General features: G+C 72.1%; 18 protein-coding genes. 11 read left to right on the top strand and 7 right to left on the bottom strand.

Translation table 11 applies throughout. The features are described from left to right. Positions 1-30: 30 nt before the first annotated feature. Positions 31-1,011 (bottom strand): MBL fold metallo-hydrolase, encoded by a 981-nt coding sequence (locus tag AB0877_RS20070; protein WP_366610557.1) that lies wholly within the window; start codon positions 1,009-1,011, stop codon positions 31-33. 154 nt (positions 1,012-1,165) lie between these two features. Next, positions 1,166-2,077, bottom strand: a complete 912-nt coding sequence (locus tag AB0877_RS20065) for a serine hydrolase (RefSeq protein ID WP_366610556.1) — start codon at positions 2,075-2,077, stop codon at positions 1,166-1,168. Positions 2,078-2,129: 52 nt separating this feature from the next. Between AB0877_RS20065 and AB0877_RS20060 the strand changes: the two genes are divergently transcribed. Further along, a complete protein-coding gene (locus AB0877_RS20060; protein WP_366610555.1) occupies positions 2,130-3,095 on the top strand; it encodes a LysR family transcriptional regulator in 966 nt (321 codons plus the stop codon). 97 nt (positions 3,096-3,192) lie between these two features. Beyond that, positions 3,193-4,044, top strand: a complete 852-nt coding sequence (locus AB0877_RS20055) for an aldo/keto reductase (RefSeq protein WP_366610554.1) — start codon at positions 3,193-3,195, stop codon at positions 4,042-4,044. Between the two features lie 95 nt (positions 4,045-4,139). Here the strand turns inward: AB0877_RS20055 and AB0877_RS20050 are convergent, their stop codons facing one another. Beyond that, a complete protein-coding gene (locus AB0877_RS20050) occupies positions 4,140-4,982 on the bottom strand; it encodes a helix-turn-helix transcriptional regulator (RefSeq protein WP_366610552.1) in 843 nt (280 codons plus the stop codon). Positions 4,983-5,084: 102 nt separating this feature from the next. Here AB0877_RS20050 and AB0877_RS20045 point away from each other — a divergent pair, with 102 nt between their 5' ends. Both AB0877_RS20045 and AB0877_RS20040 read left to right on the top strand, forming a co-directional pair. Then, positions 5,085-5,837 carry an SDR family oxidoreductase gene (locus AB0877_RS20045; RefSeq protein ID WP_366610551.1) on the top strand — a complete coding sequence of 251 codons (753 nt, stop codon included), beginning with the start codon at positions 5,085-5,087 and terminating at the stop codon, positions 5,835-5,837. Between the two features lie 83 nt (positions 5,838-5,920). After that, complete coding sequence (locus tag AB0877_RS20040) at positions 5,921-6,907, top strand: aldo/keto reductase (RefSeq protein WP_366610549.1); 987 nt, start codon at positions 5,921-5,923, stop codon at positions 6,905-6,907. Between the two features lie 25 nt (positions 6,908-6,932). On the opposite strand, the gene AB0877_RS20035 is transcribed toward AB0877_RS20040, so the two are convergent. Beyond that, positions 6,933-7,448, bottom strand: coding sequence for a GNAT family N-acetyltransferase (locus AB0877_RS20035; RefSeq protein ID WP_366610547.1), 516 nt, complete (start codon positions 7,446-7,448; stop codon positions 6,933-6,935). A gap of 131 nt (positions 7,449-7,579) precedes the next feature. On the opposite strand from AB0877_RS20035, the gene AB0877_RS20030 reads away from it, so the two are divergent. Genes AB0877_RS20030 through AB0877_RS20020 form a run of 3 tightly spaced genes read left to right on the top strand, consistent with a single transcriptional unit; the run spans position 7,580 to position 10,032 of the window. After that, positions 7,580-8,134 (top strand): NAD(P)H-dependent oxidoreductase, encoded by a 555-nt coding sequence (locus AB0877_RS20030; RefSeq protein WP_366610545.1) that lies wholly within the window; start codon positions 7,580-7,582, stop codon positions 8,132-8,134. Between the two features lie 27 nt (positions 8,135-8,161). Then, positions 8,162-9,175, top strand: coding sequence for an ATP-binding cassette domain-containing protein (locus tag AB0877_RS20025; RefSeq protein ID WP_366610543.1), 1,014 nt, complete (start codon positions 8,162-8,164; stop codon positions 9,173-9,175). Next, a complete protein-coding gene (locus AB0877_RS20020) occupies positions 9,172-10,032 on the top strand; it encodes an ABC transporter permease (RefSeq protein WP_366610542.1) in 861 nt (286 codons plus the stop codon). The genes AB0877_RS20025 and AB0877_RS20020 overlap by 4 nt, the downstream gene beginning before the upstream one ends. 144 nt (positions 10,033-10,176) lie before the next feature. Here AB0877_RS20020 and AB0877_RS20015 read toward each other — a convergent pair whose 3' ends face one another. Further along, positions 10,177-13,506, bottom strand: coding sequence for an AAA family ATPase (locus tag AB0877_RS20015; RefSeq protein WP_366610540.1), 3,330 nt, complete (start codon positions 13,504-13,506; stop codon positions 10,177-10,179). Positions 13,507-13,674: 168 nt separating this feature from the next. On the opposite strand from AB0877_RS20015, the gene AB0877_RS20010 reads away from it, so the two are divergent. Both AB0877_RS20010 and AB0877_RS20005 read left to right on the top strand, forming a co-directional pair. After that, the gene (locus tag AB0877_RS20010) at positions 13,675-14,121 is read left to right on the top strand and encodes a helix-turn-helix domain-containing protein (protein WP_366610538.1); all 447 of its coding nucleotides are present in this window, start codon (positions 13,675-13,677) and stop codon (positions 14,119-14,121) included. Next, positions 14,114-14,482: a DUF4180 domain-containing protein gene (locus AB0877_RS20005; RefSeq protein WP_366610536.1), complete on the top strand. Its 369-nt coding sequence runs from the start codon at positions 14,114-14,116 to the stop codon at positions 14,480-14,482. The genes AB0877_RS20010 and AB0877_RS20005 overlap by 8 nt, the downstream gene beginning before the upstream one ends. 55 nt (positions 14,483-14,537) lie before the next feature. On the opposite strand, the gene AB0877_RS20000 is transcribed toward AB0877_RS20005, so the two are convergent. Further along, positions 14,538-15,443 (bottom strand): hypothetical protein, encoded by a 906-nt coding sequence (locus AB0877_RS20000; protein WP_366610534.1) that lies wholly within the window; start codon positions 15,441-15,443, stop codon positions 14,538-14,540. A gap of 206 nt (positions 15,444-15,649) precedes the next feature. Between AB0877_RS20000 and AB0877_RS19995 the strand changes: the two genes are divergently transcribed. Beyond that, positions 15,650-16,528 carry a cellulose binding domain-containing protein gene (locus AB0877_RS19995; RefSeq protein WP_366610532.1) on the top strand — a complete coding sequence of 293 codons (879 nt, stop codon included), beginning with the start codon at positions 15,650-15,652 and terminating at the stop codon, positions 16,526-16,528. Positions 16,529-16,727: 199 nt separating this feature from the next. Here the strand turns inward: AB0877_RS19995 and AB0877_RS19990 are convergent, their stop codons facing one another. After that, a complete protein-coding gene (locus AB0877_RS19990; protein WP_366610530.1) occupies positions 16,728-17,834 on the bottom strand; it encodes an FAD-binding oxidoreductase in 1,107 nt (368 codons plus the stop codon). 212 nt (positions 17,835-18,046) lie between these two features. On the opposite strand from AB0877_RS19990, the gene AB0877_RS19985 reads away from it, so the two are divergent. Next, positions 18,047-18,565: a flavoprotein gene (locus tag AB0877_RS19985; RefSeq protein ID WP_366610528.1), complete on the top strand. Its 519-nt coding sequence runs from the start codon at positions 18,047-18,049 to the stop codon at positions 18,563-18,565. Positions 18,566-18,761 lie beyond the last annotated feature (196 nt).

Genomic DNA, 18,761 nt, shown 5'->3' with positions numbered 1-18,761 from the left:
TCGCGGCCGGGCGACCCCCACCGACGCTGCTCAGAAGTGGTACGCGGTCTCGTACTCGGGCACCAGCACCCGGCTGCGCGGCGAGATCCGGCGCACCGCCGCGATCATCTCGTTCAGCCGGGTGCGGTCGGTCGGGGCGACCGGCGGCGGGTTCCGCAGCTCCGTCTCGAAGTTGTCGTAGTGCACCGGCACCACGACCTTCGGGTAGTCGAGGCCGGCCAGCAGCCGGGGCAGGTAGTCGCCGGTGGTGGTGGCGTTCTGCATGGCCACCATCGCCACGTCGGGTGCGAGGCCGGTGAGGTTCCGCTCGGCGACGTCACTGGCCCCGGTGAAGTAGACCGACGGTCCGCCGTCGACCCGCAGCAGGTAGCCCAGCGTGTCGCCCTCCGGCAGGTCGGCGATGGTGGCCGGCTGCGGCGGCGGGCTCACCCGCACCCCGGGAAAGGCCACCGAGTACGACGGGTTGCGGCTGTGCAGCGAGCCGACCACCTCGACGCTGTGGTCGCCGAAGTCCAGCACCTCCCCACCCTTCACGGTGCTGAGCTGCGTCGACGGGACCTCGTAGGCCAACCCCAGGTGGTACGCGGTCAGCGTGCCGAACACCCGCGCCCCGGTGCGCTTGGCGATGTACGGCACGTCCATGAAGTGGTCCCAGTGGGTGTGCGTGACGAGCACCGTGGTGGCCCGGTCGACCCGCGGGTCGATCACGTCGGTGCGCACCGTCAACGCGGTGTCGGTCTTGAACGCCCCGGTGAACAGCCCGGTGTCGATCCGGCTGAGGAACGGGTCGACGAGAACGGTGCGGTCGCCGATGTCGACGCGCCAGCCGGCGGTGCCCCACCAGCGGAAGCTGACCGCGCCCTTGCGGCGAGCGGTCGGCCCGGGGGCTGCGGCGGTCGAGGGCGCGGCCTGGGCCGGGGTGGCGACGCCGGCGGCGAGGCCACCGGCGGAGACCAGGGCGGTGGTGGCGGCGGCGTCGCGCAGGAAGCGTCGGCGGTCGAGACTGGGCATGCGGATGTACTCCCCGTGGTCGGGTGACGTGTCGACCACGAGCCAATCAGCGGCACCGGGCCGCAGTCCAAGATCAAGGGCCGTCGGCTGCGATACGCCGACGGATATCGGTGCTGCTCGGCAGGGGTGCGGCGACGCTCACAGGGGCACGAAATCAGTCGCCGCGCAGCGCCTCGACGGCGGTGCGGGCGGCCTCCCCCATCGCCAGGTCCACGTCGATGCGGCGCGGGGTCAACTGTTCGGCGCGGGCGAAGACGGCGATGGAGTACCGGCCGCCGTCGGGGTATTCGGCGACCCCGGCCTCCAGGTGGAACCCGGGCAGGGTGCCGGTCTTTCCGGAGACCCGGACGCCGGGCGGGAAACCGGCGGCCAGCCGGGTCCAGAAGATCTGCCGGGCCATCCAGGTGCGGACCTTCGCGCAGGCCGCCGCCGGCCCGGCCTCGTCCCGCCAGATCAGCGTGAGCAGCCGGGTGATCTCCCGGGCGGTGCTGGACGTGGTGTGCGCGGGGTCGAAGACCCGCATCGCCCGGACCCGGTCCGCCGGCAGCGTGGGGAAGATCCGGGCGAACTCCGCCTCGGTCCGGGCGCCCACGTCGGCGAGCATCATCTCCACCAGTTCCCGAGGGCCGCCGCGGACGCGGGTACGGGTCAGCCCCAGCTCGACGGCGAGCATCGGCAGCAGGTCCGGGCCGACCCGGCGCAGCAGCAGGTCGGCAGCCGTGTTGTCGGTGACCGACATGGCGAAGTACGCGAGGTCGCGCAGCGACACCTCGGCGTCGTCGTCGCAGCCGGCCAGACCCCACCCACCGAGCCGGTCGGCGGCGGTGACCAGCACCCGCTCGGTCGGGTCCAGTTGACCGGCCTCGACCTGACGGGCGAACTCCAGCACCAGCAGGATCTTGAAGATCGAGGCGATCACCACCTGCTCGTCGGCCCGCACCCCGACCTCACGACGGCCGCCACCCCCGACGGCGTCCAGGTCGACGGCGTCCAGGTCGACCACGTGCAGGCTGGCCGTCACCCCGACGGCGGCGAAGATGGCCCCGATGCGTTCCTCCACGTCCACGCCAGCACGGTAACCAGCGCCGCCCCGGTGGCGTTGGCGTAGGGTCCCGGCCGTGGATCTGCTCCGGCACCTGCGGCACTTCGTGGTGGTCGCACACGAACTGCACTTCGGCCGGGCCGCTGAACTGCTCGGGATGGCCCAGCCGCCGCTGAGCCAGTCGATCCAGCGGTTGGAACGGGAGCTGACCGTCGAGCTGTTCGACAGGTCCCGCCGCCAGGTGCGCCTCACCACCGCCGGTGAGCTGCTGCTCGGCGAGGCGGAGGAACTGCTGGCCGGCGAGGGCCGACTCCGCAGCCTGATGGGGCAGATCCGCGCCGGTGAGCTGGGCGTACTCCGGGCCGGGGTGCCCCCGGAGACGCCCGCCGTGACGTTGCGCTCGCTGCTGGACGGGCTCGCCACCCGGGCACCCGGCCTGGACGTGGAACTGCACGAGCTGACCACCGCCGAGCAGGTGCGGATGCTCGCCGAGCGGACCCTGGACGTGGGGCTCGTGCACCACCCGGTGGCGGCGGACGGGCTGCGCTTCGGCGCCCCTGTCGACGTACCCCTGGGGGTGCTGCTGCCGCGCACCTCGCCGCTGGCCCGCGGCCGCGAGGTGACGCTCGCGTCGCTGGAAGGTCTCGATCTGGTGGCCGCTCCCCGCGCCACCGCCCCCGGCTGGCACGACCACCTGCTGGCGGTGTGCCGGCAGCACGGTTGGCGTCCCGCGCGGGTGCGTCCGGCCCGCAACCCGGAGTTCCTCTGCGGGCTGGTGCTGGCCGGCGGCGGGGTGGCAGTGGAACCGGCGGCCGTGGCCCGCCGGGAACCCCGCACGGCCTGGCGGCCGATCACCGACGCGCCGCTGGCCAGGCGCATGTCGGCGGCCTGGCCGGACCGGTCGGCGCACCCGGCGGCGGCGATGTTCGGCCAACTCGCCGCGGAGGTGCTGGGCGACGCCGAGCCCACGGTGCCCGCGCCGCCCGCGACGTCCGTGCCGGCGGAACGGCCGTGGCCGGTGCTGTTCGACACGACCGGGTGAACCGGCCCGCCGTTGCGTTCGTCACCTCTGGTTGGGCGGTGATTGGTCCACCTGCCCGGGTATGGATGACAGGTAACGAAGACGCGAAGGAGTTGCAGTGGCACTCACGATTCCCGACATCAGCCTGAACGACGGCACCACCATTCCGCAGCTCGGCTTCGGGGTGTTCCAGATCGAGCCGAAGGACACCGCCGCCGCGGTGACCACCGCCCTGGAGGTGGGCTACCGGCACATCGACACCGCTGAGATGTACGGCAACGAGGCCGAGGTCGGCGAGGCGGTACGGACGTCCGGCCTCGACCGGGGCTCGGTCTACGTGACCAGCAAGCTGAACAACGCCTTCCACCGCCCCGACGACGCCCGGCGGGCGTTCGACTCGACCCTCGCGGCGCTGAAGATGGACTACATCGACCTGTTCCTGATCCACTGGCCGCTGCCGACCCTGTACGACGGCGACTACGTCTCGACCTGGAAGGTCCTGGAGGAGTTCCAGCGCGACGGCCGGGCCCGCTCGATCGGCGTGTCGAACTTTCAGGTGTCGCACCTGGAGCGGCTGGCCGACGAGGCGAGCGTCGTGCCGGCGGTCAACCAGATCGAGGCGCACCCGTACTTCACCAACGACGAGGTCCGCGCCTACGGCCGTGCGCACAACATCCTCACCGAGGCGTGGTCGCCCATCGCGCAGGGCAAGGTGCTCGACGACCCGACGGTGGTCGACATCGCCGGGCAACTCGACCGGACCCCCGCCCAGGTGGTGCTCCGCTGGCACGTGCAGCGCGGCGACATCATCTTCCCGAAGTCGACCACCCCGAAGCGGATCGAGGAGAACACCCGGATCTTCGACTTCGAGCTGGACGACGCGGCGATGGAGCGGATCACCGCGCTGGACAAGGGCGCGGCCGGCCGGCAGGGCCCGGACCCGGACACCTTCGCCTACCTGCCCAACTGACCCGAACCGCCGGCCGCCCGGCGGTTGATGGTCCGGTGAGCGCCACACCTCGGAGCCACAGTCACGACTCTGAGGTGTGGCGCTTCTCGGCAAAATCAGGGGCCGACGCGCTCGGCGATCCGGCGGAACACCGCCTGGGTCGGCGAGCCGGGCTCGGGGACGTAGACGATCAGCCGCTGCTCGGTCTCCTGCACCAGCAACACGCGGCACTCGAACTCCAACGATCCCAGGCGGGGATGCGGCACCCGCTTGATCACGGGACGGCGCTCCCCCACTTCGTGCTCGGCCCAGAGCTGGGCGAACCGTGGTGAGGTGCCGAGCAGCTCGGTGACCAGATCACGGATCGCCGGGTCGGCGGGGTAACGGCCGTAGGCAGCCCGTAGGTCCGCCACCGTGCTGTGCACGAAGCGGCGGGCGTCGGCATCGGTCCAGTGCGCCTCGGTGACCGGCTGCCGGAACGTCCAGCGGATCATGTTGCGCTCCGCGTCCGGCACCGCCGCGAGGTCCCCCAGGAAGTACGTGGCCATGCGGTTCCAGGCCAGCACGTGGTACGCGGCGTCGACGAGGTACGCCGGGGTCTCGGTCATGGCGTCGAGCAGGTGCCGTAGCCCCGCAGTCACCTCCCGGCTCGGACCGACGGTGGGCGGCGGGTTCTCCCCGGCGATCCGGAACAGGTACTCGCGCTCGTCCCGGCTCAACATCAGCGCCCGGGCCATCGACGCGAGCACCTGCCGGGACGGATGCGGCCCGCGGCCCTGCTCCAGCCGGATGTAGTAGTCGATCGACATGCCGGCGAGGTGGGCGACCTCCTGTCGGCGCAGCCCCGGGGTGCGTCGACGTTCGCCCTCGGGGAGCCCGACCTCGGCGGGGCGCAGCCGGGCGCGGCGGGTACGCAGGAACGCCGCCAGTTCGTCACGCCGCAGCCCGCTGCTCGTCATGACCCCAGCATGCCTCGACCCGGGCCGACCAGGGTGGTACCACCAATCCCAGCCTCGGCCCGTCTCTCCCCGAACGCCGTCGGCGCGGCCACGCTCATCGTCATGACGAACACGATCGCCCTGATCACCGGGGCCAACAAGGGAATCGGCTTCGCCACCGCCCGGCAGCTCGCCGCCCGGGGCATGACAGTGCTGGTGGGCGCCCGGGACGCCGAGCGGGGTCGGGCAGCCGAACGGGAACTGCGCGACGGCGGCGCGGACGCCGTGTTCCTGTCGCTCGACATCACCGACGCCGAGTCGGTGACGGCCGCCGCGAAGCGGGTGGAGGCGGAGTACGGCCGGCTGGACGTGCTGGTCAACAACGCCGGCATCGTCCTCGCCGACGGCGCACGAGGGCTGCCCAGCGAGACGACGGTGGCGACGCTGCGCCGGCTGTACGAGACGAACGTCTTCGCGGTGGTGGCGGTGACGAACGCGATGCTGCCGCTGCTGCGCCGGGCACCGGCCGCCCGGATCGTCAACGTGTCGAGCGAGGTCGGCTCGATCGCGTTGATGAGCGACCCGGCCGGCGCGCTGTTCGAGCTGACCTCCGTGCCGTACCCGTCGTCGAAGGCGGCGCTGAACATGCTCACCGCGATGTACGCCAAGGAGCTGCGGGACACCCCGATCACTGTGAACGCGGCGAACCCGGGCTACTGCGCCACCGACCTCAACGGCCACAGCGGCTTCCGCACGGCCGACCAGGGCGCCGAGGTGAGCGTCCACCTGGCCACCCTGCCGGCCGACGGGCCGAGCGGGCTGCTCTGGGGCTTCCAGATGGACGGCGGCGGTGGATACGGCGTGCTGCCCTGGTGACGGCGAACGCTTGACCTGAAGCGCACTCCAGGTTGGAGGGTGATCGGTGCGCCCACCGGTAGGGCGCACGAGAGGAGATCCCCATGCGGTACCGCACGATCGGCGCCGACCCGGCGACCCGGCGCGAGGTCAGCGTGCTCAGCCTCGGCGCGATGCTTTTCGGCAGCGCCACCGACGAGGCCACCTCGTACGCGATCCTCGACCGGTACGTCGAGGCCGGCGGCACCTTCATCGACACGTCCGACAACTACGCGTTCTGGGTGGACGGCGGGCAGGGCGGGCAGAGTGAGGAGCTGCTCGGCCGGTGGCGGCGCAGCCGGGGCGTCGGCCCCGAGATCGTCATCGCCACGAAGCTGGGCGCCCGACCGCTCGCCCCGGGGACCAGCTACCTGGACAACGCCGAGGGCCTCTCCGCCAAGGTGATCCGCGAGTCCGCGGAGCGCAGCCGGGACCGGCTCGGGGTGGAGCGACTGGACCTGCTCTACGCGCACATCGAAGACCGGAACGTGCCGCTCCAGGAGACGGTGGACGGCTTCGCCGAGCTGGTCGGCGAGGGCACAGTGGGTCTGCTGGGCGCCAGCAACCACCGGGCCTGGCGGGTGGAGCGGGCACGCGCGTTGGCCGCCGCCGCCGGCCTGCCCGGCTACGAGGTGCTCCAGTACCACCGCAGCTACCTGCCCAACCGCACCGACCTGATCAGCGAACTGGACCCGGACGGCGAGCCGGGCGGTGTCAGCGGAGACCTGCTCAGCTATCTGCGCGCCGAGCCGGAGCTGACCCTGGTGGCGTACTCACCGCTGCTCAAGGGGGCGTTCACCCGGGCGGACAAGCCGCTCAGCTCGGCGTACGACCTACCGAGCGCGCCCCGGCGGCTGGCCGCGCTGCGGGAGGTGGCGGGGCAGAGCGGCGCCACTGTGAACCAGGTGGTGCTCGCCTGGTTGCTGGGCGGCGAGCTGCCGTCCATCCCGCTGGTCGGCGCCTCGTCGGTGGCGCAACTGGAGGAGAGCCTGGCAGCGGTCGACCTGGAGCTGACCGCCGAGCAGCGGCACCGACTCGACACCACCTGGTGACCGGTCGCCGGCCGCCCCGCCGACCTCAGCTTGCTGTCGGTGGGGCGGTCAGGTCGAGCTGCCAGTCGTTGACCCGCATCATCCGCCCCGGCGGGTATTCGAAACCGGTCTCGCCGAGCAGCGTGAAGCCGGCCTTGCGGCACACCGCGTTCGAGGCGGGATTGTCGACCGAGGGATAGGCGTGGGCGTAGCGCCGGTCCCGTCGGGCGCGGGCCACGTCCACCACCGCGCGCACCGCCGCCGTGGCCAGCCCCTGCCCCCGGTACGCGGGCAGCACCGCCCAACCCAGCTCGTACACCGGCTGGTCGCGCCACTCGCGGGCCCAGTAGCCGACGCTGCCCGCCCGCACCCCGTCCGCCAGCACCAGCGTGAACATGCAGCCCTGCTCGGTGCCCGAGAAGTTCACGTACCTGTCGTGCCGGGCGAGCACCTGCTCGTCGGTCTCGGGGCCGCCGGTGTGCTTGCGGGTGTCCGGTGAGTTGAGCTGCCGCAGCAGGTCGAGGTCGTCCTCGTGCCACGGCTCGATGCGTACCTGTGCCATTGCGCTCCCGTTCGTCGACCCCCAGTCAAGCCGATCCCACCGACATTTCGCCTCCGAACCGCGCCCGCTAGATCTGATCTAGCGGGCGTCTGTCGTCACCTCGCGCCTTCACTGTGGAAGGGGGGTGGGCCATGGCAGCGTTGCGGATCGCCGTGATCGTCGGCAGCACCCGGGAGGGGCGGGTCGGCGACCGGCTGGCGCGCTGGTTCGTCGAGCAGGCCGCGCGGCACGACGACCTCACGGTCACGGTCGTTGACCTGACCGAGTACGACTTCCCGGCCACCTACCCCGCCGAGCCGACCGCGTCCATCCGGGCGTTCGTCGGCGAGGTGGGCCGGGCGGACGCGTTCGTCGTGGTCACCCCCGAGTACAACCACAGCTTCCCGGCACCCTTGAAACAAGCCATCGACTACGCGTACGACGAGTGGCAGGCCAAAGCGGTCGGCTTCGTGTCGTACGGCTGTCGGTCGACCGGCCTGCACGCGGTCGACCAGTTACGTACCGTCTTCACCGCACTGCACGCGATGACGGTGCGCGACGTCGTCGGGATCGACCTGCTGGCCGGCGAGCCGACCGCGCGGTGCACCGACGAGCTGCGGCGCGATGTCGGCGTCCTGCTCGACCAGCTTCGCTGGTGGGGTCTGGCACTGCGCGACGGCCGGGCGGCTCGACCCTACGTCTCCTGAACACGTCCGACACGAAAGGTAAGGATCATGAGTAGACGCACCACCGGTCTGGCCATCGAGGCAGAGGGGCTCACCCGCTCGTTCGGGAACACCCGGGCGCTGGCCGGCATCGACCTCCAGGTGCCCGCCGGCACCGTCTACGGTCTGCTCGGCCCGAACGGCGCGGGCAAGACCACGGCGGTCCGGGTGCTCGCCACCCTGCTGCGGCCCGACGGCGGCACGGCCCGGGTCTTCGGGCACAACGTGGTCACCGAGGCCGACAAGGTTCGTTCCCGGGTCAGCCTCACCGGCCAGTACGCCTCCGTCGACGAGGACCTGACCGGCACGGAGAACCTGGTGCTCCTGGCTCGCCTGCTCGGCCTGCCCAAGCCGGCCGCTCGGGACCGCGCCGCGGCGCTGCTGGCCGCGTTCGGTCTGACCGATGCGAGCGACCGCCAGGTCAAGAAGTACTCGGGCGGGATGCGGCGACGCATCGACATCGCCGCCAGCATCCTCAACACCCCGGATCTGCTCTTCCTCGACGAGCCGACGACCGGCCTCGACCCGCGCAGCCGCAACCAGGTGTGGGAGATCGTCCGGGCGGTGGTGTCGCACGGCACGACGGTGCTGCTGACCACCCAGTACCTCGACGAGGCCGACCAGCTCGCCGGGCGGATCGCTGTCGTCGACAACGGCCGGGTGATCGCGGAGGGCACCCCGGGTGAGCTGAAGTCGTCGATCGGCTCCGGCACCGTCCACCTGCGACTACGCGACCCTGGCCAGCGCCCCGAGGCGGAGCGGGTGCTCCGGGAGGCGCTCGACGTGCCGGTGCAGCTCGCCGCCGACCCGGTGGCGTTGACCGCGCGCGTCGGCGAGGCCGGCACCGACCTCGACGCCAGCGCCCAGGCCGCCCGAGTGCTCGGGGACCTGGCCCGCGCCGGCATCGTGGTCGACAACTTCTCCCTCGGCCAGCCGAGCCTGGACGAGGTCTTCCTGGCCCTGACCGACCATCCCGCCGTGCCGACCGACGAGCGCGACGACGAGCTGGAGGCAGCCCGATGAGCGACACCACGACAACCACCACCACCGAACGGGCGCCGACCGTCTACGTGCCGTCCGCCGAGGCGCTGGCCACCGTGCTCGCGCCCGGTGCCCGACCGCCCCGGCCGAGCGCGCTGAGCGCGTCGCTCACCTTCGGCTGGCGGGCCATGCTGAAGATCAAGCACGTGCCGGAGCAGCTCTTCGACGTGACCGCGTTCCCGATCATCATGGTGCTGATGTTCACGTACCTGTTCGGTGGCGCCCTCGCCGGCAGCCCGCGTGACTACCTGCAGTTCTTCCTGCCCGGCATCATGGTGACCAGCGTCGTCATGATCACGATGTACACCGGCGTCGGCCTCAACACCGACATCGAGAAGGGCATCTTCGACAGGTTCCGGACGCTGCCCATCTGGCGTCCGGCCGCCCTGGTCGGCATGATCTTCGGCGACGTGCTGCGCTACATCCTCGCCGCCGTGGTGATCCTGGGTCTCGGGCTGGTGCTCGGGTTCCGCCCCGAGGGCGGGGTGGTCGGTGCTGTCTCCGGGATCGGGCTGCTGGTGGTCTTCTCGTTCGCGTTCTCCTGGGTCTGGACGTTCTTCGGGCTGATCCTGCGCAGCGAGAAGTCGGTGATGGGGGTCAGCATGATGGTGCTGTTCCCGCTGACGTTCCTGAGCAACGTCTTCGTCGAGCCGAGCACCATGCCCGGCTGGCTCCAGGCGTTCGTGAAGGTCAACCCGGTGACGCAGCTGGTGGCCGCGATCCGGGGAGCGATGAGCGGCGATCCGGACCCGTCGGCGACGATGTGGCTGCTGCTGTGGAGCGCCGGCTTCGTCCTGATCTTCGGCACCCTGACCATGTACAAATACAACCGCCGCTAACCCACCCCACCCCACCCCCACCCCACCCCCACCCCCGCGATCTTGCACTTTCTGTCCCGACAAGGGTGATGAATCCCCCTGAACCGGCAACCGAAAGTGCAAGATCGCGGAGGGCTGGGGTGGGGGTGGGTCGGGGGGGTGGGGTTAGAGCTGCCAGGGCAGTGGGTTGGGGGGCTGGTAGCGGCAGGTGGTGCCGGTGGAGACTGTTTCGCGTAGGTGACTCGCCAGGGTCGGGTGCCGGTCGTCGAGCTTGCGGAGCGTGTCGCGGATTCGCGCCGTCACCGTCTTGCGCGCCCGCTCGGCCTCGTCGCCCAGGCGACGGCTCCGGCCGGCGAGGCCCGCCGCGGCACGCAGCTCGTCGAGCAACGCGACCCGCTCGGCGTCCAGCTTGGACACCTTCCGGTCGTCGTCGCGGGCGGCGGCCCGGTCGATCTCCTCGTCGAGACGGGCGAGGTGCCGCCGGTAGCGCGCCTTCGCCTCGTCGTCGAGGACCGGATCGGCGCCCATTCGCCGGGCGGCCACCAGCTCCGGCCCGGCCGCCGGGTCGAGCAGTTCGACGGCCGGCACGTCACTACCGGGCCGGCTGAGCAGCAGGTGCAGGTCGTGCAGGCCCTTGGCGTCGGGCAGGTGCGTCACGACACTGTCGTACGCCAGTTGCCAGACCTGCCCGTCGCGCCGAAACTCGTACCCCTTGAACCCGGCCCCGCCCGGCGCGGCGCGAGCGGGCGCGACAACCTGACCCGACCCGAGGGCCCGGCCCCACCCGGCAACCTGACCCAGCGAGACGGCCTGATCTGACCCGGCGGCTCGACCTGCCGCGAGGGCCCGGTCCGGGCGGTCGGTGTGGAGGGCTGTCGGGGCGGCGAGCCGGTGGAGCACCTGCGTCATGCCGAGGGCGGTCGCCTCCTGGATGGCGACGGCGCGCACCGCGGCAGACGTCGTCGAGTCGCCGGGGTGCCCCCGGCCGGCGAGGGCGTTCGCGAGGCCGGTGCGGGCCAGCAGCGACCAGGTTCGGGAGCCCATCCGGTCGGCGGAGTCCCGGGCGGTGGTGAACCCGGCGATGGCGTCGTCCCAGCGTTGCTGGGCGGCGTCGATCAGCGCCAGCCAGTGGTCGACGGGGCCGCTGATGTCGCAGCCGAAGAGCCCCACCAACCACTCCCCACGGTGGGGAGTGAGCGCGGCCCGCGCGGCATCGCAGCGCTGCGGGTCGGCGGACGCGGCGGCGGCCTGAGCGCGGAGTCGGAGCCAGAGCGGTGACACCGGGCGCGGGTACCGGGTGGCGGTGGCCTCGATGCCGGCGGTCAACCGGATCACCGCCTCGCCGTCGCCGCGCTCCGCGGCGGTGATCGCTCTCAGCAGCTCCCGGTACGGGTAGTCGGTCGGGGCGAGCCCCTCCACGAGCGCGGCGGCCTCGGCGACCCGGCCCTGGAGCAGTAGCCGGGACCAGCGCAGGTGATGGCCCATGAAACCGAACTCGGCGTAGCTCGGGTCGGCCTGTTCGGTGAGGAGGGTGAACCGCTCGTCGGCGGTGGCGAAGTCGCCCCGGAACGCCGCGATGATCCCGCTGTCGACCGCCGCCGCCATCCGGTGCCGGGCGAAGTCGCCCTCCCGTTCGGCGTCCACGAAGGAGACGAACTCCTCGACGAAGCGCGGATCACCCAGCTCCAGCAGCGCCACCCAGCGCAGCGAGGTGGCCCACAGCTCAGTTTCCCGGTCGCCGGTCCGCCGGGCCACGTCCCGGATCTCGGCGGTGAGCGCGGCTCGGGTCGCGGCGGTGCCGAGCCCCCAGGTCGTGTCGTGGCGGGCCCAGAGGCTGAAGGTGAGCGCCTCGTCGTCCTGCCCCCGACGGGCGATCGTCTCGCTGGCGGTGATCAGGTCGGCGACCAGGGCGCCGACCGGCGCGGTCGCGTCCGGTTCGCTGATCAACCGGCGGTACGCCTCGCGGACCAGCTCGGCCGCTTCGGTCGACTGGGCGGTGTCCACCTGCCGGGCGCGGTTGACGATGAGCGCGACCCGGGCCAGCAGCACCGGGTCGTCGAGTGACCGGGCCAGCTCGGCGGCCTCGGCCAGCAGCCTCGTGACCTCTTCCCGCTCGGTGTGGTGGTAGTGCGACTCGGCGAACTCGACGAGGATCCGCACCCGTTGGGTTGGGTCCTCGACCACTTCGAGGGCTCTTCGGAAGTGCAGTGCCGCCTCGTCTCCCGCCAGCCGGGCGAACGCGGCCCGGCCGGCGGCCAGCAGCAGCGTGGCCACCCGGGCCCGGTCGAGCGCGGGGCCGGCGAGGTAGGCGTGGCGGGCGAGGTCGGCGGGGACCAGCCGGTCGGTCAGCTCCCGCAGGTCGTCGACCGCCCGGACGACCGCGCCGTGCCGGGCCCGCCGGTCGTCGTCGGTCAGCCCGTCGTAGAGGGTTTCGCGGACCAGGTCGTGGGCGAAGGCGAAACGGCCACCGCCCCGGGCGACCACCAGGCGGGCGGTCACCGCCCGGTCGAGCAGCCGGTCGACCTGCGCCGCGGGTGCGGCCGCGCAGGCCGCGAGGACCTGACGGTGGAACTCGCGACCCAGTACGGCGGCGACGGTCAGCGCCTCCATCACGGCGGCGGGCAGTTGGGCGAGGCGGCGGCGCACCGCCTCCCGTACGCCGGGTGCGATGGTGCCGACCGCGTCGTCGGCGTGCCACAGCCGCGCGGTCTGTTCGACGAAGAACGGGTTGCCACCGGTACGCCGGTGCACCTCGTCGACGAGGCTGGCCTCGGGCTCCCGGCCGGCGGTCCGGGTCATCAGTGCGGCCACCTCGTCGCGGCTGAAACCGGTGAGGGTGATGGTGGTGGCCTTCGCCACCAGCGGCATCAGCAGCGGGCGAAGGGGGTGCTCGCCCGACTCGACCTCGGCGTCGCGGTAGGTGCCGATCAGCAGGAGTCGCTCGAACCAGGTGTGCTGGGCGGCGAAGCTCAGCAACCGCAGTGAGGCCGGGTCGGCCCAGTGCAGGTCGTCGAGGACGACCACCACCGGCCGGTGCTGGGAGACGGCGACCAGGGCGGCGGTCACCGCGTCGTAGAGGGCGAACGCCTCCTGGTCGGCGGCGTCCGGGCCCGGGGGGACGTCCGCCCAACCGACGAGGCAGGCGGCCTGCTCGCCGTCGGCACCGGACTGACCGAGCAGGGCTGCGAGGGCCGGCTCGGCTGACTGCCGTGCCACCGCCCAGTCGTCGGCGGAGCGCCGCAGAGCGCGCAGCACCTGCACCCACGGCCAGTAGCCGGGGGCGCTGTCGGAGTCCCAGCAGGCGGCACCGAGCACCAGCGCGCCCCGCTGGCGTGCCTCCCGGGCCGCCGACGTGACGAGGGTCGTCTTGCCGATGCCCGGCTCGCCGGTGACCAGGGCGAGACCGCCGTGGCTGGTGGTGGCGCGATCCACCTCGGCGCGCAGCAGACCCGCGGGGTGATCCCGCCCGATGATGGCGTCGCCGAGCGCGTCCATGGTTCCCAGACGGTACTGGACTCCTCCGACAGGGCGAGGGGGTTAACCGGCGGAACGCCTCGCGGGCTTGGCCGGCTCGGGTGGGGTTCGGAGCCTTTGGAGCTGATGCCGCAAACTAGTCGACCCCATCACTCCTTATACTTCCCTATTGGGGTAGCGTAGGGAGCGATGACGGAAGAAGTGTACTCAGTCGAGCAGGTGGCCGACCGGCTCAACCTGCATGTGCGCACCGTGCGCGGCTACATCCGCTCGGGCCGGTTGCGCGCGGTGCGGATCGGTAAGCAGTACCGGATCACCGCCGGCGACCTCGACGCGCTCACCGGCCAGACCACGCCCGGCGTCGCCAGGCAGGCGGAGGTGTCGAGCATCGTCGGTGTCGACGGTGTCGACAGGGCCGCCGCGGACCGGCTCGGCACGCTCGTGCTCACCAGCGCCAACACCGGCCACGACCAGGCCAGCCCACTGCGGGTGCAGACCGTGTACGACGAGCAACGCCACCGCATGAAGATCATCATCCTGGGTGACCCGGCCGCCACCGCCGAGTTGCTGCACCTGCTCGACGCCGTACTCAACGCCGGCAACGGCCTGCTCGACCGGGAGGTCCACGATGCCTGACGAGATCCAGGAACGCGCCGGAGTGCCCGTGCTGGTCTGCGACCCCGACGGCCCGCCGGTGGCCACCGAGCAGGACGCGCTGGACCTGATCGGCGCGGCGTTCCTCGGCGCCCAGGTGGTCGCCGTGCCGGCCGACCGACTCGACGAACGCTTCTTCTCGCTGGGCACCCGTTTCGCCGGCGACGTGATGCAGAAGTTCGTCAACTACCGGCTGCGGCTGGCCGTCGTCGGTGACATCTCGGCGCAGCTCGCGGAGAGTTCAGCGTTGCGCGCGCTGGTGCACGAGTCGAACCAGGGCGGGCAGATCTGGTTCGTCCCCGACCTCGACGCCCTCGACACCCGCCTCCGCGCCACCCGATAGCCGGGCGTCCGGGCGGTGGCCGCCCCTGTTCCGGGACGGCCACCGCGAAGCGGCGTTACGGCAGGGCGCAGATGGCGTACGCCGTGTCGGACCAGTTGCCGGCGAAGGCGTCCTCCTCGTACGCGCCGGAAGCGGCGGACGTCGGGGCGGTCGCGGGACCGCCGTTGGGGCGGAAGTCGTCCACGATGCCCTCGCCGGTCACCCCGTTCAGCTCGTAGCCGGCGCCGGTCAGCACCTTGCCGACCGGGCAGGTCGCCGTGACGCTGCGGAAGTCGAGGGAGTTGCTGACCCCCACGGTGGAGGCGCGCACCAGGCCCGCGAGGGGGTTGGCGCAGATCGCGTACGCGGTGGCGGACCAGTTCAGGGCGGTGGCGTCCGACTCGTACGCGCCGACGGTGACCGCGGTCGGGGCGGTGGCCACGCCCCCGTTGGGGCGGAAGTCGTCGACGACACCCTCACCGGTGACGCCGTTGAGTTCGTAGCCGGTGCCGGTCAGCACCTTGCCGTCCGGGCAGGTCGCCGTGACGCTGCGGTAGTCCGCCGAGCTGCTGACGCCGGCCGTGGTGACCCGGACCAGGCCGGGCACCGGGTTGGCGCAGATCGCGTACGCCGTCACCGACCAGTTCCCCGCGAACGCCTCGGTCTCGTAGGCGCCGACGGTCACGGCGGTCGGGGCGGTGGCCGGGCCACCGTTGGGGCGCAGGTCGTCGACGACGCCTTCACCGGTGACGCCGTTGAGTTCGTAGCCGGTGCCGGTCAGCACCTTGCCGGCCGGGCAGGTCGCCGTAACGCTGTGGTAGTCGGCCGAGCTGCTGACGCTGGTGGCGGCGATCCGCACCAGGCCGGGGACCGCGGCGGCGGCCGGGCTCGCCGGGGCGAGCACCGCTCCGGTCGCGACAAGACCGAGCACGAGTACGGACGCCCGAGCGCCGAACCGCCGGCCGGTGTTCTGAGTACGCATAGTTCTCTCCCGTCTGAGGCCGGACGGGGCGGCAGGTGCGACGCCGACGTCGAGGCCGTTCGTGATGACGGGTTGACGCTAGGTAGCCCCCTGACCAGGCATTATCTCCAAACCGACTACGTCGCGTAACGGACTGGAATCGCTCTTGGCAGCATTGGACTGACGGACGATGCCCTGACATCGATGCTCGTGCATACCATTCGGCCATGCCTGCTCGCCGCGTCACCGCCACCATCGCCCTCGCCGCGTTGGCGAGCCTGCTCGCCGTCAATGCCGCCCGTGCCGACGGGCCGGCGATCAGCACCCCCGGCGCCCCGACCGTGGTCGCCAACGCACCGCATCAGCTCACGCTGAGCTGGTCACCCTCGGCCTGGGTCGAACCCGGCACGGGGCAGCCGATCAACTATGAGGTGCAGGTGCCGCTGGGGCCGAACACGTACCGCTTCCTCGGCGCCACCATGGACACCACGATCACTCTGACCGACCTGGCACCCGGCACGACGTACCGGATCGCGATCGCCGCCCGCGCGCTCGGCGGCTACTCGGACACCTCGCCCGCCATCACCGTGCGGACCGCCAGCGGACGCGCGACGGTCAGCTACCTCAACCTCGACTGGTCACCGACGAACAACCAGATCCAGCACCTCCTGAAGGTCACCAACACCGGCACCGGGCCGCTCGACCTGAGCACCGTGCAGGTGCGCTACCACCTGCGCTTCGAGGGCGGCAACACCTCGCTGGTGCCCAACTGCGACTGGGCGGCGCTGGGTTGTGACCGGATCCAGCAGACGGTGCAGTTCTTCGTACCCCCGGGTGGGCCGTCCGTGCTGTCGACGCCGGCGCCGCCTTATCCCCCGCCGGGCACTCCCGTCCCCGGCTGGGTGGAGCTGACCTTCACCGACGGCACGCTCGCGCCGGGCCAGTCGACCGGGCCGATCCAGCTCCGGCACCACCGGCACAGTTGGAGCACCATCGACGAGCGCGACGACCCGAGCTGGCTCGCCGCCACCGGCCAGTGGACCTCGAACGACCGGATCACGCTGGACGTCGACGGGGTACGCGAGTTCGGCGACACCTACTCCTGACCCCACCCGACCATACGCTCGCCGACCCGCGTGCCCCGGGTCCGGGTGGCCTTGTCCTGACGAGCGTGATGTCTGTCAGTCATCGTGATGACTCACAGACATCACGCTCCTCGCCACATCACCCCCGAACCTCGGGCGCCCTGGGCGCTGAGCCGCGGCTTGCCACCGAACCGGCGCGGTGACCGCCACCGGCACACCATCAGCAGGGGAAGCCCTCGGGCAGGTGGATGCGCGCGGAGGGGACGCCGAGGGCGCGCAGCCGTGACCGCGCGGCGGCCAGCATCGCGGGTGGGCCGCAGACGTAGATGTCCTGGCCGGGCTGGTGATGGTCGAGGGCGATGGTCAGGGCGTCACCCCGCTCGGCCGGCGCGGCGCAGGGGTCGTCGGAGAGGGCCGGCACGATGGTCAGCCAGTCGTGGGCGCACTGCAACGTGTCGAGGGCGATCGGGTCGTACAGGTCGATGAACGTGCGTGCGCCGACGACCAGCGTCACCCGCCGGCCGTCCGGTGCGGCGGCGACCTGTTCGACCAGGGCGCGCAGCGGCGCCAGCCCGGTGCCACCGGCGACGAGCAGCAGATCGTTCGTGCTCGCCGGGTCGAGGCTCAGCCCGGTGTCGACGGGTGGGCCGAGCCAGAGCAGCTCGCCGGGGCGTACCCGATGGACCAGGCGGTGGGAGACGGTGCCGGCGGGTACCGCGCGGACGTGCAGCTCGACGGTGCCGTCCGCGCGTGGGGCGTTGGCCGGGGAGAGCCAGCGCCAGTGCCCCGGCAGGCGCGGCGTGCAGACCGGCACGGCCTGACCTGGCTGGAAGGGCAGTCGCCGCCAGGGACGTACCGTCAGGATGGCGATGTCGGGCGACGGCCGGTCATGGCCGATGACCTCGACGTGCCACCAGGCCCGGCCGTCGCCGGCCTGGGCGGCGGCGCGGCGGATGGCGTGCGTGGCGCGGTACAGGGCGCGCTCGGCGGTGACGGTGAGCTGCGGCGTCCACAGTGGGCGCGCGTAGCGGGCGACGGTGGCGAGCAACGCGTCGCCGATGGTGGTGGCGTGCGGGAGCAGGTCGAAGTGACGGTACGCGCGGCCGAGCACCCGGAGCAGCGCCGCCCGACCCGCCGGGTCGTCGCCGTCGACCAGGAAGCGGCCCAGCGCGGTGAAGAACAGCGGCGCGTCGCGCTGCGGGAGCAGCCCAGCTCGGCGGTCTTCGACAGTGCACCAGAAGTCCGCGGCGGCCCGCACGTCGACCGACTCCCAGGCGGCGGCCAGACCCACCCGAGCCGGCCGGTCGTCGTCGTTCACGGTGGGCATGCCGGCTCCAAGTCGACTCGTTGGCTGGCACCGGGGCGGGAGGCGCTGCGCCGTTGAGGGCCGGCGCAACTCCGATGCCGAGCACCCGCCCCGGGCCATGCGTCGACTGTCGCGGCTGACCAGGCACAACGGCATGTCACGGTGATCGTTGATGACATACCTGATCGGTATGCGCTGCACGCCGCAACTGTCGAATCGGGCAGACTGCGGGCATGACGGAACGCCCGGTGCTGTATCTGGTCGTCTGCGCCGCGGGACCGGCGGAACACATCGACGAGCTGGTCGACCTCCTGATCGCCGACGGGTGGCGGGTCTGCATGATCGTCAGCCCCACCGCCGCGCCGTGGCTCGACCGGGCGGCGTTACAAGACAAGACCGGCTATCTGGTACGCGTGGAGTGGCGGATGCCCGGCGACCCCGAGCCGCACCCGCCCGCCGATGTGGTGGTGGCCGCCCCGGTCACGTTCAACACGGTGACGAAGTGGGCGCTGGGCATCAACGACACCCTGGCGCTCGGCGTCCTCAACGAGTCGCTGGGGGCGGGGCTGCCGATCATCGCGTTTCCGCACACCAAGGCGGAGTTGGCCGCGCATCCGGCGTACGCAGGTCACCTGGAGGTGCTGCGTGCCGCCGGCGTGGTCGTGGTCGACGGAAAGCCGCTGGACCCGATGAACGGGCCGGGGCGCTGGGGCGCGGTCATCGACGCGCTGCGGGCGGCGCGCCCGTCCTGAGTTCGCCTGTCCGGCGGTCCTCGACGATATGCGTCGGGCGTATACCAATGCTCGACGCAGCGTGTTCAATGGACAGGCTCGATGAGGCGAGACGGACGGAGCCGCCGGTGACCCACGCGAACTGCCCTCGATGCGGCGGACGGCTGGCCCGGGACAACGACAGCGGACGGTGCACGCCGTGCCAGGCCGCCGAGCG

It is taken from the genome of Micromonospora sp. NPDC047644 (genome assembly GCF_040704315.1).
In the GTDB taxonomy this organism is placed as follows: domain Bacteria; phylum Actinomycetota; class Actinomycetes; order Mycobacteriales; family Micromonosporaceae; genus Micromonospora.
Note: the sequence above shows the minus strand (reverse complement) of the source record. Positions and strands in the feature narration are given on the sequence as shown.

Coding starts and splice junctions, on each gene's coding strand:
- AB0877_RS20070 (WP_366610557.1), bottom strand. CDS start 1,011: ATGCCCAGTCTCGACCGCCGACGCTTCCTGCGCGACGCCGCCGCCACC.
- AB0877_RS20050 (WP_366610552.1), bottom strand. CDS start 4,982: ATGACGAGCAGCGGGCTGCGGCGTGACGAACTGGCGGCGTTCCTGCGT.
- AB0877_RS20045 (WP_366610551.1), top strand. CDS start 5,085: ATGACGAACACGATCGCCCTGATCACCGGGGCCAACAAGGGAATCGGC.
- AB0877_RS20040 (WP_366610549.1), top strand. CDS start 5,921: ATGCGGTACCGCACGATCGGCGCCGACCCGGCGACCCGGCGCGAGGTC.
- AB0877_RS20035 (WP_366610547.1), bottom strand. CDS start 7,448: ATGGCACAGGTACGCATCGAGCCGTGGCACGAGGACGACCTCGACCTG.
- AB0877_RS20030 (WP_366610545.1), top strand. CDS start 7,580: ATGGCAGCGTTGCGGATCGCCGTGATCGTCGGCAGCACCCGGGAGGGG.
- AB0877_RS20025 (WP_366610543.1), top strand. CDS start 8,162: ATGAGTAGACGCACCACCGGTCTGGCCATCGAGGCAGAGGGGCTCACC.
- AB0877_RS20020 (WP_366610542.1), top strand. CDS start 9,172: ATGAGCGACACCACGACAACCACCACCACCGAACGGGCGCCGACCGTC.
- AB0877_RS20015 (WP_366610540.1), bottom strand. CDS start 13,506: ATGGACGCGCTCGGCGACGCCATCATCGGGCGGGATCACCCCGCGGGT.
- AB0877_RS20010 (WP_366610538.1), top strand. CDS start 13,675: ATGACGGAAGAAGTGTACTCAGTCGAGCAGGTGGCCGACCGGCTCAAC.
- AB0877_RS20005 (WP_366610536.1), top strand. CDS start 14,114: ATGCCTGACGAGATCCAGGAACGCGCCGGAGTGCCCGTGCTGGTCTGC.
- AB0877_RS20000 (WP_366610534.1), bottom strand. CDS start 15,443: ATGCGTACTCAGAACACCGGCCGGCGGTTCGGCGCTCGGGCGTCCGTA.
- AB0877_RS19995 (WP_366610532.1), top strand. CDS start 15,650: ATGCCTGCTCGCCGCGTCACCGCCACCATCGCCCTCGCCGCGTTGGCG.
- AB0877_RS19990 (WP_366610530.1), bottom strand. CDS start 17,834: ATGCCCACCGTGAACGACGACGACCGGCCGGCTCGGGTGGGTCTGGCC.
- AB0877_RS19985 (WP_366610528.1), top strand. CDS start 18,047: ATGACGGAACGCCCGGTGCTGTATCTGGTCGTCTGCGCCGCGGGACCG.